Source organism: Rhodanobacter sp. C05 (assembly GCF_002001165.1).
GTDB lineage: Bacteria > Pseudomonadota > Gammaproteobacteria > Xanthomonadales > Rhodanobacteraceae > Rhodanobacter.
Genome location: NZ_MUNQ01000007.1, coordinates 126,858 through 140,005, shown reverse-complemented (window position 1 = coordinate 140,005; position 13,148 = coordinate 126,858). Strand labels below are relative to the sequence as shown.

9 protein-coding genes are annotated in these 13,148 nt (G+C 63.7%); 3 read left to right on the top strand and 6 right to left on the bottom strand.

Going from position 1 to position 13,148, the window contains the following annotated elements; all coding sequences use genetic code 11:
- Window positions 1-144: 144 nt before the first annotated feature.
- The 5 genes from odhB to B0E51_RS05130 form a co-directional block, all read right to left on the bottom strand.
- Complete coding sequence (gene odhB / locus B0E51_RS05150; RefSeq protein ID WP_077443787.1) at window positions 145-1,341, bottom strand: 2-oxoglutarate dehydrogenase complex dihydrolipoyllysine-residue succinyltransferase; 1,197 nt, start codon at window positions 1,339-1,341, stop codon at window positions 145-147.
- A gap of 15 nt (window positions 1,342-1,356) precedes the next feature.
- Window positions 1,357-4,194, bottom strand: a complete 2,838-nt coding sequence (locus tag B0E51_RS05145) for a 2-oxoglutarate dehydrogenase E1 component (RefSeq protein ID WP_077443786.1) — start codon at window positions 4,192-4,194, stop codon at window positions 1,357-1,359.
- A gap of 296 nt (window positions 4,195-4,490) precedes the next feature.
- A complete protein-coding gene (locus B0E51_RS05140) occupies window positions 4,491-5,441 on the bottom strand; it encodes a GNAT family N-acetyltransferase (RefSeq protein WP_077443785.1) in 951 nt (316 codons plus the stop codon).
- Window positions 5,438-6,631: a cupin domain-containing protein gene (locus B0E51_RS05135; protein WP_077443784.1), complete on the bottom strand. Its 1,194-nt coding sequence runs from the start codon at window positions 6,629-6,631 to the stop codon at window positions 5,438-5,440. Before B0E51_RS05135 ends, B0E51_RS05140 begins: the two co-directional genes overlap by 4 nt.
- A gap of 39 nt (window positions 6,632-6,670) precedes the next feature.
- A complete protein-coding gene (locus B0E51_RS05130) occupies window positions 6,671-7,411 on the bottom strand; it encodes a sulfite exporter TauE/SafE family protein (protein ID WP_254424415.1) in 741 nt (246 codons plus the stop codon).
- A gap of 187 nt (window positions 7,412-7,598) precedes the next feature.
- On the opposite strand from B0E51_RS05130, the gene B0E51_RS05125 reads away from it, so the two are divergent.
- From B0E51_RS05125 to B0E51_RS05115, 3 genes are read left to right on the top strand one after another with little or no spacing between them, the layout of a single operon-like run.
- Window positions 7,599-9,404: an assimilatory sulfite reductase (NADPH) flavoprotein subunit gene (locus tag B0E51_RS05125; RefSeq protein WP_143525805.1), complete on the top strand. Its 1,806-nt coding sequence runs from the start codon at window positions 7,599-7,601 to the stop codon at window positions 9,402-9,404.
- Window positions 9,394-11,097 carry an assimilatory sulfite reductase (NADPH) hemoprotein subunit gene (gene cysI / locus B0E51_RS05120; RefSeq protein ID WP_256364101.1) on the top strand — a complete coding sequence of 568 codons (1,704 nt, stop codon included), beginning with the start codon at window positions 9,394-9,396 and terminating at the stop codon, window positions 11,095-11,097. The genes B0E51_RS05125 and cysI overlap by 11 nt, the downstream gene beginning before the upstream one ends.
- Window positions 11,094-11,816 carry a phosphoadenylyl-sulfate reductase gene (locus tag B0E51_RS05115; protein WP_077443780.1) on the top strand — a complete coding sequence of 241 codons (723 nt, stop codon included), beginning with the start codon at window positions 11,094-11,096 and terminating at the stop codon, window positions 11,814-11,816. The genes cysI and B0E51_RS05115 overlap by 4 nt, the downstream gene beginning before the upstream one ends.
- Window positions 11,817-11,846: 30 nt before the next feature.
- Here B0E51_RS05115 and B0E51_RS05110 read toward each other — a convergent pair whose 3' ends face one another.
- Window positions 11,847-12,839 carry a LysR substrate-binding domain-containing protein gene (locus tag B0E51_RS05110; protein ID WP_077443779.1) on the bottom strand — a complete coding sequence of 331 codons (993 nt, stop codon included), beginning with the start codon at window positions 12,837-12,839 and terminating at the stop codon, window positions 11,847-11,849.
- Window positions 12,840-13,148 lie beyond the last annotated feature (309 nt).

The window sequence follows — 13,148 nt, the reverse complement described above, 5'->3', positions numbered from 1 at the left end:
GAGTCAGTTCACTCGCGGATGTAGCGGAGATGGGCATCAAGACTGAAAACGCAACACTTGAAAGCGATGCACAGCAAGATTCACACGTCGGAGCCTCGGTGCCGATTCACCTTGATCGCCATGGCGATCAAGGTGGCGCAGCGATCAGAGTCCGAGCAGCATACGTTGCGGATTCTCGAGCTGGTTCTTGATGTCGACCAGGAACAGCACCGCGTCCTTGCCGTCGATGATGCGATGGTCGTAGGAGATCGCGATATACATCATCGGGGCGGCAATGACCTGGCCGTTCTCGATGATGGCGCGATCCTTGATCGTGTGCATGCCGAGGATCGCGCTCTGCGGCGGATTGACGATTGGCGTGGACAGCAGCGAGCCGAAGGTGCCGCCATTGGTGATCGTGAAGGTGCCGCCCTGCAGGTCGTCCAGGCCGAGTTTGCCGTCACGGGCTTTCTTGGCGTACGCCATGATGCCCTTCTCGATATCGGCGAAACTCATGTCCTGCACGTCGCGCAGCACCGGCGTGACCAGACCTTTCTCGGTGGACACCGCGATCGAGATGTCCTGGTAGCCGTGATAGATGATGTCGTTGCCGTCGACCGACGCGTTGACGATCGGGTGACGCTTCAGCGCCTCGGCAGTGGCCTTGACGAAGAAGCTCATGAAGCCGAGCTTGACGCCGTTCGACTTTTCGAACTGCTCGCCCAGTGTCTTGCGCATCTTCACCACCTCGGCCAGATTCACCTCGTTGAACGAGGTCAGCATGGCGATCGAGTTCTTGGACTGCATCAGGCGCTCGGCGATCTTGGCGCGCATGCGGGTCATCGGCACGCGCTCTTCCGGACGCGAGCCAGGCGTCGGTGCGGCGGCCGGCGCAGCTGCGATTGGAGCGTTACCGCCTTTGCCGTAATTGACCAGGTCTTCCTTGGTCACGCGGCCGTCGCGGCCGGTGCCGGCGACCTTGGACGGATCGATGCTCTGCTCGGTGGCGACGCGCAGGCCAGCCGGGGAGAGATCCGCGGCACCCTTGGCAGCAGGCTTGGGGGCGGCCGGAGCCGGTGTCGCAGCTGCAGGTGCTGCGACCGGATCCGGTGCGGCAGCAACCGCACCTTCCTCGATGATCGCGATGATCTGCTGACTGTTGACCGTGTCGCCGACCTGCTGGCGGATCTCCTTCAGTACGCCATCGACCGGCGAGGGCACTTCCAGCACCACCTTGTCGGTTTCGAGATCGACCAGGTTCTCGTCGCGCTTCACCGCGTCGCCGGCCTTCTTGTGCCAGCTGGCGATGGTGGCGTCGGAGACGGACTCGGGCAGAACGGGGACTTTGACTTCGATGGACATAGGTATCCTTGGTTTTTATTCTGCCGCGTGGTCGGTGCCGACTGGCGCGACCAGTGCCTGCTCGACGAGCGCTGCCTGTTCGGCAACATGGGTGTTGAGATGACCGGCAGCCGGTGCCGGCGAGCGAGCGCGCCCCGCGTAGGAAAGGCTGTGCTTGCTGCCGATGCAGGCTTGCAGGTGATGACGGATCTGGAACCATGCGCCCTGGTTCATCGGCTCTTCCTGGCACCAGATCACTTCCTTGGCGGAAGGATACTTGTCCAGTTCGGCGGTGACTTCGGCACGCGGGAACGGGTACAGCTGCTCGACGCGCACGATGGCGACATCCTGCAAGCCGCGCTTGTCGGATTCTTCCAGCAGGTCGTAATAGACCTTGCCCGAGCACAGCACGACCCGCTTGACCTTCTTCGCCTGCAGTTCGCGATGCTCGCCGATCACCAGCTGGAAGCTGCCGTTGGCCAGCTCGTCCAGCGTGGACACCGCCAGCTTGTGGCGTAGCAGTGATTTCGGCGTCATCACGATCAGCGGCTTGCGCACCGGGCGCAGCATCTGCCGGCGGATCATGTGGAAATCCTGCGCCGGCGTGGTCGGCACGCAGACCTGCATGTTGTCGAATGCGCACAGCTGCAGGAAGCGCTCCAGACGTGCGGAGGAATGTTCCGGACCCTGGCCTTCATAGCCGTGCGGCAGGAACAGCGCCAGACCGCACAGGCGGTTCCACTTCGATTCGCCGGAGCTGATGAACTGGTCGATCACCACCTGGGCACCATTGGCGAAGTCGCCGAACTGGGCCTCCCAGATATGCAGCGTATCGGGATCGGTCGTGGCGTGGCCGTATTCGAACGCCATGACCGCTTCCTCGCTGAGCAGGGAATCGATCACTTCGACGTCGGCGCCTTCGCGCACCATCGCCAGCGGCATATAAGTATGGCCGTCCTTCTGGTCGTGCAACACGGCATGACGGTGGAAGAATGTGCCGCGGCCGGAATCCTGGCCGACCAGACGCAGGTTGTGCTGCTGGTCGATCAAGGTGGCGTAGGCCAGATTCTCGGCAAAGCCCCAGTCACCGGGCAGCTCGCCGGCAGCCATCTTGCGGCGATCGTCGTAGATCTTGGCCACGCGCGCCTGCAGCACCATATCCTTCGGCAGGTCGAGAATCGTGTTGGCCAGCTCGACCAGCCGCTGCCTGGGCACGCTGGTATCGGTCTTGGTCGACAGCTTGCCGTTGAAGCGGGCCCAGTCGATATGGATATCGCGTGCCGGCGAGGGATCCAGCTCGGTCATCGTGTCGCCGGTTTCCAGACGGTCGCGATAGGCCTCGAACTGTTTCTGGGCGTCGCCCTCGGCCAGCACGCCATCCTTCACCAGCTGCTGCTGGTAGAGGTCGCGCGTGGTCGGGCGGGCGCGGATGATCTGGTACATCACCGGCTGGGTGGCGGCCGGCTCGTCGGCCTCGTTGTGACCGTGGCGGCGGTAGCAGACCAGGTCGATCACCACATCCTTGCGGAACTGCTTGCGGAAATCATAGGCGAGGCGGGTGACGGCAATCACTGCTTCCGGATCGTCGCCGTTCACGTGCAGCACCGGCGCATTGACCATCTTGGCCAGATCGGTGCAGTACATGGTGGAGCGGGCGTCCTGCGGATTCGAGGTGGTGAAGCCCACCTGGTTGTTCACCACGATGTGCAGGCTGCCGCCGATCTTGAAGCCGCGGGCCTGCGACATGTTGAACAGTTCCATGTTCACGCCCTGGCCGGCCAGCGCGGCATCACCGTGGATCACCACGGCCATCGACTGCGTGTGCATGGTGTCGCGGCGGCGGGTCTGGCGCGCATGCACCGAACCGGTCACCACCGGATTGACGATTTCCAGGTGCGACGGGTTGAACGCCAGCGCGACGTGCGTGCCGCCGTTGGGCGTCTTGACGTCGGCGGAGAAGCCCATGTGGTACTTCACGTCACCGGAGTGTGCGGGGTCGTCCGGATGCTCGAAGCGACCCTCGAACTCGTCGAACAGCGTCTTCGGCGGCTTGCCGAGGATGTTGACCAGCACGTTGAGGCGGCCACGATGGGCCATGCCGATCACCAGCTCCTTGATGCCGTTGTCGCCAGCGGCACGCACGACGTCGTCGATCATCGGGATCAGGCTGTCGCCGCCCTCCAGCGAGAAGCGCTTCTGGCCCACGTATTTCGTGTGCAGATAGCGTTCCAGGCCTTCGGCTGCGGTCAGGCCGTCCAGCACGCGCTGCTTGCCGGCCTTGTCCAGCGGACTCTTGCCGGCAGCCTGCTCAAGCCGGCTGTAGATCCAGTGGCGCTGCTCATGGTTGCTGATGTGCATGAACTCGGCGCCGATCGTGCTGGCATAGGTCTTCTGCAAGCGGCTCAACAGGTCGCCCAGCTTCAGGCGTTGACCGCTACCGGCATAGTTGCCGGTATCGAATTCGGTGTTCAGGTCGGCATCGGTGAGGCCATGGAAGGCCAGGCCGAGATCCGGCGCAGGCATCTTCTCGGCAAGGCCGAGCGGGTCGAGATTGGCGGCGAGGTGGCCGCGCGAGCGGTAGGCGGTCAGCAGGCGCAGCACACCGGCCTGTTTGCGTGCGTGCTCGTCACTCATCGGAGCGGCTGCGCCGTTGACATGGCGCTGCCTCTGGGCGGCCTCGATACGTGCAATGGCCGCGGTATGGGATACGTCTCCCGACTCACGGCCCTTGAAGGTCTCAAAGTACCTGGCCCAATCGGCAGACACCGAAGAGGTGTCGGCCAACCAGGCGTCATAAAGCGATTCGACGTAATCGGCGTTGCCGCCAGCGAGTTGGGAGGAATCGAAGAACTCGCGGATCAGGTTTGTACTCACGTCACCACCGGCAGGGAAGGGATGCTTGCAGCCATCCGTGTGAGCTGGGAAGTCGCAGCGTTATGTCGGTTTTCAAGTCCGACCAACCGCTCAAACGGACGAGTGGAGAGAATCCGGTCAATTATAGCCTTGGCCTGCTGCGCCGCGACACCCCGAAAGCGGCAGGAAATGGGCTGTGGGCAGGCGCCGTGCCATCGGCATGCGGTGCAGACACCGGTTTCATGCACTTTCATGGTTGTTGCCGTGAGTTGGTGTCCGCGGCAGGCGGCCAGCTGGTGTTCAGTCGCAGCTTGCAGCTAGATATCCAGCGTCTGCAGCATGCCGGCGCGCTCGGCACGCTCCCATACTTCATTGAAATGCTGCTGCAGGGGTGCGTGTGCAGCCCGGTCGTGACGGGCTGCGCGGCCCTGGGCACGACCTGCCTCGGGCAGAAACAGATAGCCACCGAGGTCGTTGAGCAGATAGGCCGAAGCGTAGGTCAGATCGGCTTCCTCCACCGGCATGCGGATCTGGATCATGCTCGGGAGGCGCTGCGCCAGCGTGATCAGCCGATGGTCGTTGCGCAAGGCCGCCTCGGGGTCATGCAGCAGGATGCGGATCTGCGCGCTGCGACCGGAGGTCGCGATGCGCCGCAGTTCGGCCAGTTCTTCCATGCTGGCGTAGCTGTCGTTGCCAAGCTGCGGCATGTAGATGGCCAACCGATGTCGTGCCTCGCCCAGCAACTGCAGTCGCGCTGCGGCGGTTTCGCTGCGCGTGGTGGCAGGCAAGGCACCGATGTCACGTGCTGGTGCGTCGTCGATGCTGTCCGCTGGCAGGGACAGGCGCATGCTCCGGTGCGGCAGGCCGGCGTCCTCGAATTCATCGCCATAGGCAATGAAACCTTCGCGTTCGTAGAAACCGAGTGCACTGACCTGGGCATCCAGTGCGACTTCCGGCAAGCCTTGGGTGCGGGCGCGTCCGATCAGTTCACGCAGCAAGGCCACGCCGACACCCTGGCCACGCCATGTCGGCAACACGGCCATGCGGCCGATCTTGCGCGCCGGCGTGAGCCGGCCGCAGCCGATCGGCTGGCCGGCTTCGTCTCGTGCCAGCACGTGCCAGCAATCCACATCGAGGCCGTCCCGCTCGCGTGCCTCGGGAACGCCTTGTTCCTGCACGAATACCGTGTAGCGCAAATCGAGCAGGGCCGTGCGCTGATCCTCGCGCGACCATTCGGCGACTTCGACGTGGAAGTTCTGCAGTTTCATCGACGGCGGGATTTGCTCGGCAATAGATGGCCGTCATTGACCAGCGCCAGCAGCAGAGCGCGTTCGGTCGCGTTCGGTTTGCCGGTGGAACTGAGCACGCGTTGTTCGCAAAGCTGCTGTGCCAGCGCTGGTGTGGCCGGATAGGCGTGGCCACTGACATATAGCGTGCAGTTGGACTTGCCCTGGCTCCAGGCCAGCCGTGACCATGGATGACGTAGCAACTGCGCGCCGGCAGCGAGCTGCTTGATCAATGTCTCTTCGCTCAGTGGCTTGTCCAGCGGCGCCGGTATCTGCGCGTTGCGGTAGCGGGTGATGAAGCGGCCGAACCAGTCGTGCAGCATGTCGTCACGCAGCACTGCGGCAAACGGCAGGGCCGATTTCAGACGCTCGATCGCGGCACGATCGATCTCACCGCTGGCCTTGGCCGGTTTCAGGTCCGGATCGGCATAACGCAGTTCTTCCGGCAGATGCTCGGCAATATGATCGGCGAGGTCGCCGGTCAGTTCGGCTTGCGAGGGCGCGCGCATGCCGATCGAGAACGTCATGCACGGGCCACCGAAAGCCACACCGTCGTGCGGCACGCCTGGCGGCAGATACAGCATGTCACCCGGTTCGAGCAGCCATTCGTGGGTGGGCTCGAAGTGGGCGAGCTGCTTCAGTTCCACGTCGTGGCGGAATTCCTTCGGCGCCATCGGATCGTCGTTGATCGCCCAGTGGCGCTGGCCCAGGCCCTGCAGCAGGAAGACGTCGTACTGGTCAACATGCGCACCGACACCGCCACCCGGCTCAGCGTAGGAAACCATGATGTCGTCCACGCGCCAGCTCGGCAGGAAGCTGAAGTGATCGAGCAGCCCGGCGACGTCCGCATCCCACTTGTCGACATCCTGCACCAGCAGGGTCCAGTTGGTATTGGGAGTCTTGCTGAAATCGGCCTCGGTCAGCGGGCCGGGATTGACGTGCCAGCGGTCACGCTTCTCGTCGTGGATGATCAGCCGGGCCAATGCACCATCTTCGCAGGCCAGGCCGGCCAGGTCGTCCGGTTGCAGCGGTGGCTTGAAATCCGTGAATGCACGACGGATCAGCAACGGCCGTTTCTGCCAGTAGTCGCGCAGGAATCGGGCCGGGCTCATGCCCAGCGGATGCGCGGCACTGCCGCGGACTTCAATCGGTAGGTGGTTGGCGGGTTTCATCCGCCCATTGTAGTGGCGGCGGCCGGGTTTGGATTGGCCTCAGCCGAACATGCGAACGGCGTTGTTGATGCCCAGGGCGAGCACGGCGAGGCCGGCCAGCAAGGTTGCGGCCCGCGCCGGAATGCGGCGGATGAACAGCGCGCCGAACGGTGCGGCGAGCACGCCGCCAATGATCAGGCCGATCACCGCCATGCCATGACTGGTGCCGATGGTAAGCAGGAAGCTCATGCTGGCAGCGATGCTCACCACGCATTTGGCCAGGTGCACGCTGCCGATCACCACGCGTGGCGGCAGGCCACGTGCAATCAGGATAGTGACGGTCAGCGCGCTCCAGCCGCCGCCGCCGATCGCGTCGACAAACCCGGCAGCGAGTGCCATGGGTGAGGTGCCACGTGGCACGTCGGTGCGTTCCCCCGGCCGGTGGCTGCGGCGAAACAGCAGAAACAGACCCATGCCCAGCAGATACGGTGTCAGTGCGATCCGCATCCATTGTGGCGGCACATTGACGGCGACCAGCACGCCGAGCAGGGAACCCAGTACGCCTGGTATCACCAGCGCAAGAAAAAGCGATCGCCGCACATTGCCGGCCATCAGATGGCTGATACCCGAGGCGCCGCAGGTGAACGTCTCGGCGTAATGGACGCTGGCGCTGGCGGCGACCGGCGGCATGCCAAGCCCCATCAGCAGCCCCGCCGAGGTCACGCCATAAGCCATGCCGAGCGCGCCGTCGATCAGCTGGGCGAAAGCGCCGACGGCGATGAAGGTAAGCAGTTCGATCAAGTCTGTCGGGTCATTCAGGGCGTCCCGGAAGAGTATCAGCCCTGCAACGCAGTGCATAGAAATGAGTGCCGGGCATAACGACATGCCAACATATGCTTTCCGGTGATTTTCATGGATACGTAATATGGACATCGAGACGTAAAGACGTCCAAAAGGAATGCACGTGAACGCTGCGCTGAAACCGTCGATGCCAGCCCCGACACTTGATGCAGGACGGCTTGCCCAACTGGCCAGTCTGACGAGCGGCCTGGCGGCGGCTGACCTGTACTGGATCGCGGCATACAGCGCGGCCCTGGCGGCGGGATCCACGGAGCATGCCGGACTGACTGTGGTCGGCGGGCCACTGATGGCTCCAATCGCTCAGGCAGGCGAACGCCTGAGCATCGTCTACGGCAGCCAGACCGGCAATTCGCGGCGCGTGGCTGAGCAGTTGGCGGGCAGGGCGGAAGCTGCCGGATTGGCGGTGCGCCTGTTGCGGGCCGGCGCCTACCCGTCGAGGGAGCTGGTGCAGGAGCGCCATCTGGTCGTGGTGATCAGCAGCCAGGGCGATGGCGATCCGCCGGATGATGCGATTGGCTTCATCGAGTTCATTTCCGGCAAGCGTGCGCCCAGGTTGCCACAGCTGAAGTTTGCCGTGCTGGGGCTGGGTGATTCGAGCTATCCGAAGTTCTGTGCAGTCAGCCGCGAGCTGGATGCGCGCCTGATCGAGCTCGGCGCCAGCCGCTTCGCTGCGCTTGGTGAGGCGGACGTGGATTTCGATTCGACCGCTGCCGAATGGTCAGCTGGTGTGCTGGAGACGGCACGAGAGGTTTTGAGCGTGCCGGTCGCCTCGGTGCGCCATGCCGGCCCGTTGCATGCGGTCAGTGCGCCGTTGCTGCATTCCCGCGACAAACCGTTTCCGGCCACCGTGCTGGAAAACCAGCGCATCGTGTCGCGCGACAGTGTTCGCGACGTGCGCCATATCGAGCTCTCGCTGGAAGGTTCCGGCTTGCGTTACGAGCCCGGTGATGCCATCGGTGTGTGGCCGCAGAATCCACCCGTGCTCGTCGAGCAGTGGCTGTCGGCGTTGAGGCTCGACGGTTCGCGCGAGATCGAGCATGAGGGCCGCCGCCTGCCGCTGGCGCGCTGGCTCAGCCATGAGCGTGAACTTACCCGGTTGACCCGGCCGCTGGTGACGGCTCAGGCCGCAGTGACCAGGCATGCTGACCTGCAGCGTGTGCTTGAGCCGGGGCAGCAGGCCGCCTTCGCGACTTTGCTGGAAAGCCATCAGCCGATCGACCTGCTGCGCGAATTTCCGGCGAGCTGGGATGCAGCACAGTTGGTGGCAACACTGCGTCCACTGACGCCACGGCTGTACTCGATCGCGTCCAGCGCCGGGCTGGTTGGTCACGACGAAGTCCACCTGACGGTCGGTGTGGTGGAGTACGCCGCGTACGGAAGTGCTCACTATGGAGCTGCTTCGGCCTTCCTCGCGGGTGCTGGAGATGACACGCGGGTACCGGTATTCGTCGAGTCGAACGAGCGCTTCCGGCTGCCCGCCGATGGCAGTCGCGACGTAATCATGATCGGTCCTGGTACCGGCATTGCGCCCTTCCGCGCCTTCGTGCAGGAGCGCCAGGCGACGACAGCCAGTGGCCGCAACTGGCTGATCTTCGGAAACCGTCATTTCTCACAGGATTTCCTCTACCAGGTGGAATGGCAGGAAGCCCTGCGTAGCGGTGCATTGCATCGCCTTGATCTGGCGTTCTCCCGGGATTCCGTCCAGAAGACCTATGTCCAGCAGCGCATACGCGAGAACGGCCGCGAGTTGTACGCATGGCTGCGCGAGGGTGCCCATCTTTATGTCTGCGGGGATTCTGCGCACATGGCGAAGGATGTGCATGAGGCGCTTCAGGACGTGGTCGCCACGCACGGCGGCCTGTCCGTCGAAGATGCCAGAACCTGGCTTGCCGAATTGCTGCAACAGGGCCGTTACGCCCGCGATGTCTATTGATACGAGTCAGTCCATGCCTTCCCATCTCGAGACAATCAAGCAAGAAAGCCGCTACCTGCGCGGCAGCATCGCCGAAGGGCTGGCTGACACGGTCACCGGTGCGATCAGCGAGGATGACAACAAGCTGCTCAAGTTCCACGGCAGCTACCTGCAGGATGATCGCGACATCCGGGACGAGCGTCGCCGCCAGAAGCTGGAGCCGGCGTATGCTTTCATGGTGCGCGCGCGCCTGCCTGGCGGAGTGATGACGACGGCGCAATGGCTGGCGTTCGACAAGATCGCCGGGGACTACGCCAGCAGTGGTCTGCGCATCACCACGCGACAGACCTTCCAGTGGCACGGCATCATCAAGCGCAACCTTAAGCCGACCATCGCGGCGATCGATGCGGCCATGGCCAGCACCATCGCCGCGTGCGGCGACGTCAACCGCAACGTGGTGTGCAATACCAACCCGGTCGAATCGCAGGCGCATGAGCAAGCGTATGCGTGGGCGGTGCGCCTGTCCGAGCATCTCAAGCCGAAGACCCGCGCCTATCACGAGCTCTGGCTCGACGGCGAAAAGCTGGTCGGCGAAGAAGAGGTCGAGCCGCTGTACGGACCGACCTACCTGCCACGCAAGTTCAAGATCGGACTGGCGATTCCGCCGCTCAACGATATCGACGTGTTTGCCCAGGACCTGGGTCTGATCGCGATCATCGAGGATGGTCGGCTGTCCGGCTTCAATGCAGCGATCGGCGGTGGCATGGGCGCCAGCCATGGCGACCCGTCGACCTATCCGCGGCTGGCCGACGTGATCGGCTTCGTGCTGCCGGAGCAACTGCTGGCGCTCGCCGAAACCGTGATTGCGGTGCAGCGCGACTGGGGAGATCGCAATGAGCGCAAACATGCGCGCCTGAAATACACCATCGACCGGCATGGGCTTGCCGCATTCAAGGCCGAGCTGGAACATCGCCTCGGCTTTGCGCTGCAGCCGGAGCGTGCGTTTCGCTTCGACCACAACGGCGATCGTTACGGCTGGATCGAAGGCCATGCCGGTCGCTGGCATCTGACTCTGCAGGTCGAGTCCGGCCGTCTGCTCGATACCGAAGCGCACACCTGGCTCAGCGGTATGCGCGAGCTGGCTGCGATACACAAAGGCGACATCCGCCTGACCTGCAACCAGAACCTGATCATCGCCAGCGTGGCGGCTGCGGATCGTGCTGCCATCGACGCGCTGGTCGCCCGTCACGGCATGGACGGCTACCGGAAGCACAGCGCCATCCGGCAGCACGCGATCGCCTGCGTGGCGTTGCCCACCTGCGGGCTGGCGATGGCCGAAAGCGAGCGCTATCTGCCGCAGCTGTTGCCCAGGCTTGAAGTGCTGCTCGATCGTCATGGGCTGATCGACGCGCCGATCCTGCTGCGCCTGTCCGGTTGCCCGAATGGCTGCTCGCGCCCGTACCTTGGCGAGATCGCCCTGGTGGGACGCGCTCCGGGTCGTTACGACCTACGCCTTGGCGCGGACTTCCGAGGGCAGCGCCTGAATCAGCTGTACCGGGAAAATGTCGATGAAGCGGTCTTGCTCGAAGTGCTCGACCAGCTGTTTGCCCGTTATGCCGGTGAACGCGACACGGAGGAGCGCTTCGGTGATTTCCTGCTACGTGTGGGGATACTGAGTCAGCCGCGGTTGATTCCGCTCAAGGTCAACGCATGAGCGCGATCGAGTTGCCACGCAATCCGCGCGATCCACGTGCGCTGGCCAGGTTGAATGACTGGCTGGCCGGACAGACAGCCGAGCAGCGTGTGGCGTGGGCGTTGCAACACACGCCCGGCAGGCACGCGCTGTCGTCGAGCTTCGGTGCGCAGGCTGCAGTCTCGCTGCATCTGCTGACGCGTCAGCAGCCGGATATCCCGGTGATCCTGATCGACACGGGTTACTTGTTTGCCGAAACCTATCAATTCGTCGATACGCTGGCCGAGCGCCTCGAACTGAATCTCAAGGTCTACCGCCCGGCGATCGGCCGCGCCTGGGCCGAGGCACGCTACGGGCGACTGTGGGAGCAGGGTGTGGACGGCATCGACCGTTACAACAATATCCGCAAGGTGGAGCCGATGCAGCGTGCCTTGACCGAGCTGGGCGTGCAGAGCTGGTTTGCCGGTCTGCGGCGCAGCCAGTCAAGGAGCCGACAGGACATCGCGTTTGTCGAGTGGAATCGTGACCGCTGGAAATTCCATCCGATCGCCGACTGGAGCGACCGCGACGTGGGCATGTATCTGCAACGCCACGGTTTGCCTTATCACCCGCTATGGGATCAGGGCTATGTCTCGATCGGCGACACCCATACCACTCGTCGCTGGGAGCCTGGCATGGAGGCTGAAGACACCCGCTTCTTCGGGTTGAAGCGTGAATGCGGGTTGCACGGCCCGGGTTGACCCCGGGCCGATGGGCTGGGGGCTGGTGGATCAGGCGGCGTCCGGCAGCGTTGCCCGTGAGCGTTCCCGCCAGTGCGGCACGGCCGGCCAGTCGCCTGCCGCATCGGCGGCCAGCGCCCGCGCCACTTCGCGGCGCTGCAGGTGTGGCGCGAACAGGCTGATGAACTCCAGCACATAGGCACGCAACACGCGTTCACGGCGCAGCACGATCCAGGTCGTGCAAGGCGGGAACAGGTGATCGGCCGGCAACACATGCAGGTCGGTGTCCGTGGGCAGCATGGCCATCTCGGCCAGCACACCGACGCCCAGCCCGGCACGTACATAGGTCTTGATCAGGTCGGCGTCACTGGCGGTCATCGCGATCTGCGGTGACAGATCGACGGCATCGAAGGCGCGGCGCAGCGATGACTCCGCTTTTTGCGAGGAGTCGTAGCTGATCAGCGGCAGTTGCGCCAATTGTTCCAGCGATACCGGCTGCTTGTGCGTAGCCAGCGGATGGCCTCTCGGCACGACGATCACCCGCTGCCAGTGATAAGCCGGCAGCGCAATGCCGTTCGCTGGCGGTGCGCCGGTGCTGCTGACCACGGCCAGATCGACCCGGCCGGCCTCCAGCTGCGCCAGCACTTCGGCATCACGTACCGGCTGCAGGTGCACGCTGACCTGCGGATAGTCGGCATTGAGCGCGCCGATCGCGGTTGGCAGGGCAAAACGTGCCTGAGTATGGGTGGTGGCGATGCGCAGCTCGCCATGCGCCTCGTTGCGCAGGTTTGCGGCGATCGAACGGATATTGCCGGCCTCGGCGAGGATCGTGCGTGCGCGTTCCAGCACCTGGGCGCCGGCTGGGGTTACTGCGTCGAGGCTCTTGCCTTTGCGCACAAACAGCTGGAAGCCGAGCTCGTCCTCAAGCTGTCTTAGCTGCTTGCTCAGCCCGGGCTGGGTGGCATGCACGCGCTCGGCGGCAAGCGTGATGTTGAGGCCGGAGTCGGCGATGGCGATGAGATAGCGCAACTGGGTAAGTGTCATGACGATGGGTCCGTAGGCGGTCGTGGTCGATGGATTGAGGCGCGAGCGAAGTACAGATACATCGCATGGAACTGGCCGGCATCGTGCATGGCACGGCGGAGGCAACGATGCCAAGGACGTTGTGGATGCTTGCTTGATGATTGGTTGTGCTTTTCATTGTTAGACGTCTATACGGCCATTTAACAAATAAGTCAACCATTTTTATGGATGGCCATAACCCAATGGCATATGCGCGCCGGAACAAATCATTTGCCGGGCTGGTGTGCTCTTCGTAGCGTAGCTCTGCATCCATGCACGCAAGGCAGGTTC

Coding starts and splice junctions, on each gene's coding strand:
- B0E51_RS05125 (WP_143525805.1), top strand. CDS start 7,599: ATGCCAGCCCCGACACTTGATGCAGGACGGCTTGCCCAACTGGCCAGT.
- cysI (WP_256364101.1), top strand. CDS start 9,394: ATGTCTATTGATACGAGTCAGTCCATGCCTTCCCATCTCGAGACAATC.
- B0E51_RS05135 (WP_077443784.1), bottom strand. CDS start 6,631: ATGAAACCCGCCAACCACCTACCGATTGAAGTCCGCGGCAGTGCCGCG.
- B0E51_RS05140 (WP_077443785.1), bottom strand. CDS start 5,441: ATGAAACTGCAGAACTTCCACGTCGAAGTCGCCGAATGGTCGCGCGAG.
- B0E51_RS05110 (WP_077443779.1), bottom strand. CDS start 12,839: ATGACACTTACCCAGTTGCGCTATCTCATCGCCATCGCCGACTCCGGC.
- odhB (WP_077443787.1), bottom strand. CDS start 1,341: ATGTCCATCGAAGTCAAAGTCCCCGTTCTGCCCGAGTCCGTCTCCGAC.
- B0E51_RS05115 (WP_077443780.1), top strand. CDS start 11,094: ATGAGCGCGATCGAGTTGCCACGCAATCCGCGCGATCCACGTGCGCTG.